Below are 3640 nucleotides of genomic sequence, written 5' to 3' on the forward strand. Positions count from 1 at the left end.
CCGCCTCGTTCAGGCGCCCGGCGTCGGCCAGGAGCTCGGCAAGGCGGACGCGCGCGTACCCGGTATCGGCGCCCGGATCGGCCCGCAGGTCGGCGATCGCCTACTCGGCCCGGCCGCACTCGACGAGCACCTCGACCCGATTCATGCGGAGGTCGAACGGGTCCAGTCTGCCCTGCGCGGCGACGTCGTCGATGACCGAGGGCTTTGCCGGGCCGGCCCTGCCCGATCAGCAGCGTGCACAGCGGGCGGATGAGGCATCATGCCACCGCACGCCGACACGGACGTCGATGCTGGCTCGCCCGCGTCGTTGGCCACCGATCGCGTCCGGCCGTCGGGAACGACGTGGCCCAGGACGTCGTCTCCTGTTGTCACCGCCATGACACGACCTTCCCCCCGACCGGGAGGTGAGCAGCTTGTCCGTCCGCTTGTTCCGGCTGCCCTGCCTGCCCGTCCGCGTCCCCGCCCGGTACCGATGCCGGTACTACCCGGCCGAGTTCAACTACCGGCGGCGGTCGATGCTCCTGAGCTTCTGCTGGGTATGGCTCTCCCATCCCGCTGCGGCCGAGTGACCGCACAGCACCTCCTACAGGGGCTGGGCTGGCAGCCGGGACACCGCCTCGACATCCAGCCGCACCGAGGGGTGCTCGTCATCGCCTCGGCCAACGGTGGTCGGCACGGGGTGGGCAGCCGAGGGCAGCTGCCACTTCCGGCTTCCGCGCGGCGGATGTGCCGGATCGAGTCCGGCCAGCCGGTACTGCTGGCAGCTCTTGTCGCCCACGACCTGATCGTTGTGCACTCGATCAGCGCTGTCGCTCGCCTGCTCGCCGATCTGCACGCTGAGGTGGCGGGAGGCGACCGTGTCTGCTGATCCCGCCACGGTTGCCGCAGCCCGGCAGGTCCTGGCCCACCTTGGCGTCACCTTGGCCGATCTGGAGTCCGACGCCGGCGTGCCGGTGTCGCTGCCGACACTCGCGGAGTATCTGCCGCGCGTGATCGCGGCGGCGGGCCCGGGTGCGAGACGTACGTATGGCACCTACTGGGAGCGCATGGCCGCCGTGTGGGGTGATTGGCCCCTGAACCGCGTCGCGGCCAGTGACATCGAGGCGATGAAACAAGAAATGATCGCCACAGCCCGGTCGCGGCGTAACAGCCGCAACGGCCGGCACGCGGGCGAGCACGTCATCGCCGCCGCCCGCGCCTTCTACTCCCGGGCAGTTGCTGATGGTCTGATCGATGCGTCGGCCAGTCCTGCCCATCGTGTCGCCAAGCCCCGCCGTCTCCCGAGCACACGTCGCGCGTTGACGCCGTACGAACTGGAGGAGGTCAACGCGGTGGCGCGGACCAGTGGCAACGATGTCATCCTCGATGCCCTCCTGCTGCGCCTGCACACGGAGAGTGCCTGCCGGCGCGGCGGTGCCCTCGCCATGCGGCTTGTTGACCTGGATCGCCGCAGCGGGCTCGTGCGTCTGGCTGAGAAAGGCACCGTGCGGTGGCAGCCGATCACCCTCGACCTCGCCGAGCACCTGTACGAACACGCCCACGCCCGCGGCGCCGTCCTGCCCACCGACCAGCTGTTGCGCTACCGCAACGGCCAGCCGATCAGCAGCCGCCGATACGACCACCTGTGGAAACGCATCGGGGAGCGCCTGCCATGGGTCGCCGCCCAGGGCATCTCCACCCACTGGCTGCGCCACACCACCCTCACCTGGGTGGAACGCCACTTCAGCTACGGTGTGGCCCGCGCCTACGCCGGCCACACCGACAGCCCCGGCTCCTCCACCACCACCTACATCAAGGCCGACATCCAAGACGTCGCTGACGCACTGTCGGCCATGACCGGCCAACCACACCCACTCGCCACGATGGAAGGAACCCCCGGCGCCTGGCCGATGACCATTCGCCGTTGATCGACTGCCTCGGATGAACCTGTCGCTTCGTGGGGGTGGGGGAGCAGTCCCTGGACCCCGCGCGAAGCGGCGGGTCCGGCCGCGAGCCTGGGGATGAGCGAAACCGGCGCGACTGGACCTGCGTTCCGTCAGGAGGCGAAACTATCGAGGCGGCCGAAGCCGTGGACTGAGTGACGAGAGTTGCGGATGGGCGGCGCAGACCGGGAGTGGACCCCCGGTGGCGTTGTGGCCACGATCGGCAATCCTTCTATGCGGTGAATATCGACCCTGACCTGGCTGCCGCGCACGATCCGATGATTTCGGACGAAGAATGGGTTGCGGCGAACGCGAGATTGGTCGGCGAGTTTGGCCCAGAGCCTTATCTGCGTAACCTTCTGGCGATCCTCAAGGGCGCCTACCCGAGGGGCTGCCAACTCCAGCGCTCCCTTGAAATTTTGCGCCTGTGCCCGTCATGGATGCCTCATGGCGCGAACTTCAGTGCAGGCTCTGCCTGTCGGAGGCGCCCCTTCTCCGCGGCCGGATTGACGACTGGGCTGTCTTCGGCGCAGGCGGATTGAATTGGTTCCTCAAATTGCGACACGCGGCAGCTCAAGCCTGTAGTGTTACGCATCGTGAAGTGCTAGGCTTAACGCATGAGCACCCGTTTGTATAACGGATGCTACATAGGAGAGTTCAACTCTCGGACACGTTATTTCCACACGAAGCGTGACTGCCCTTCGTGTTTTGCGTGATCCCCGTCCCGTTGGGCGGGGATTTTTGCTGTGGCGGCGAGGACGCTCGCCGCAGGGTTGAGCGTGTAGACCGCGGTCTCGGATTCGATGATCCAGGCGTGGTGGTCACACACGATGATCATGTTGTTGGTGCGCAGGCAGGCGGTGAGCTTTTCCGGGTCGGGGCTGCGTAGCGCGGGATGGCGACGGTGTAGGCCGCGGTCGTGGCGGATGCGGTGCAGCAGGTGGTCTTCCCGGATGTAGAGGATCTTCGGCTGCGGTGAGGTCTTGGTGCGGGTGCTCGTGTAGCCGTGCCGGCAGCGGTAGCCGGGACGGCCGTGGACCCAGTGGGAGTCCATGATGCGGCCGCAGACACCGCAGCACACGAGGCCGGCCAGGAGGTAGTGGCGGGGAGCGCCATCAGCGGGGGTGGGCGCGGTGTGGATCGCCTGGGCCGCGATGAACTGCTTCTCGGTGACCAGCGGTGGGTGGGCGATCTGGCGGGAGATGACCCAGTGTGGGGCGGCGTTCCGGCGCTGGACTTCGTGGTGTCGGGTGATGGTGCCGTCGGGCTCGATGTCGTCGTGGTCGGTGCGTTGCCGGTTCCACACTTGGCGGCCGGTGTAGCGGGGGTTGGCCAGGATCGCCGCGACGGTGGTCAGCATCCAGCGTTGGCCGCTGCGGTGCTGGTTGCGTGCCGGGTCGGCGCCGGACGGGCACGGCACGCCGTTGTCGTTGAGCCTGCGAGCGATGCTGGCCACGCTGTAGCCGGCGAGCCGCTGTTCGAAGATCCACCTCACCCAGGGTGCGGTGGCCGGGTCGGGTTCCAGGCGGTGCAGGCGCCGTCCCCAGGCGGCGTGGGCGCGGTTCGGATGAGGTCCGGCGTCGACGAGCCGGTAGCCGTAGGGTGGCCGCCCGCCGAGGTGTCGGCCTTGTAGTTCGGCTTGGGCGCGCATGGCAGCGGTGGTGCGGTGCCGGGCCCGGGACACTTCCCGCTGGGAGTGCACGCCCAGCAGGTCCAGC

At 68.3% G+C, this 3640-nt stretch carries 6 protein-coding genes; 4 read left to right on the forward strand and 2 right to left on the reverse strand.

The genetic code is table 11. From position 1 onward, the window contains the following. Both ONA70_RS35260 and ONA70_RS35265 read left to right on the forward strand, forming a co-directional pair. Nucleotides 1–253: hypothetical protein (locus ONA70_RS35260; protein WP_265010811.1), on the forward strand; the 253-nt coding region annotated here is incomplete at its 5' end. A 160-nt stretch (nucleotides 254–413) separates the two neighbouring features. Continuing rightward, nucleotides 414–569, forward strand: a complete 156-nt coding sequence (locus ONA70_RS35265; protein WP_265010812.1) for a hypothetical protein — start codon at nucleotides 414–416, stop codon at nucleotides 567–569. A 14-nt stretch (nucleotides 570–583) separates the two neighbouring features. Here ONA70_RS35265 and ONA70_RS35270 read toward each other — a convergent pair whose 3' ends face one another. After that, nucleotides 584–835: a hypothetical protein gene (locus ONA70_RS35270; protein WP_265010813.1), complete on the reverse strand. Its 252-nt coding sequence runs from the start codon at nucleotides 833–835 to the stop codon at nucleotides 584–586. A gap of 22 nt (nucleotides 836–857) precedes the next feature. Between ONA70_RS35270 and ONA70_RS35275 the strand changes: the two genes are divergently transcribed. Together ONA70_RS35275 and ONA70_RS35280 are read left to right on the forward strand one after the other, a co-directional pair. Beyond that, the gene (locus ONA70_RS35275; RefSeq protein ID WP_265010814.1) at nucleotides 858–1907 is read left to right on the forward strand and encodes a tyrosine-type recombinase/integrase; all 1050 of its coding nucleotides are present in this window, start codon (nucleotides 858–860) and stop codon (nucleotides 1905–1907) included. Between the two features lie 254 nt (nucleotides 1908–2161). Then, nucleotides 2162–2464 (forward strand): hypothetical protein, encoded by a 303-nt coding sequence (locus ONA70_RS35280; RefSeq protein ID WP_265010815.1) that lies wholly within the window; start codon nucleotides 2162–2164, stop codon nucleotides 2462–2464. A 131-nt stretch (nucleotides 2465–2595) separates the two neighbouring features. On the opposite strand, the gene ONA70_RS35285 is transcribed toward ONA70_RS35280, so the two are convergent. Further along, nucleotides 2596–3640: recombinase family protein (locus tag ONA70_RS35285; RefSeq protein WP_265010816.1), on the reverse strand; the 1045-nt coding region annotated here is incomplete at its 5' end.

This window comes from Micromonospora yasonensis (assembly GCF_026013475.1).
GTDB classification, from domain to species: Bacteria; Actinomycetota; Actinomycetes; order Mycobacteriales; family Micromonosporaceae; genus Micromonospora; species Micromonospora yasonensis.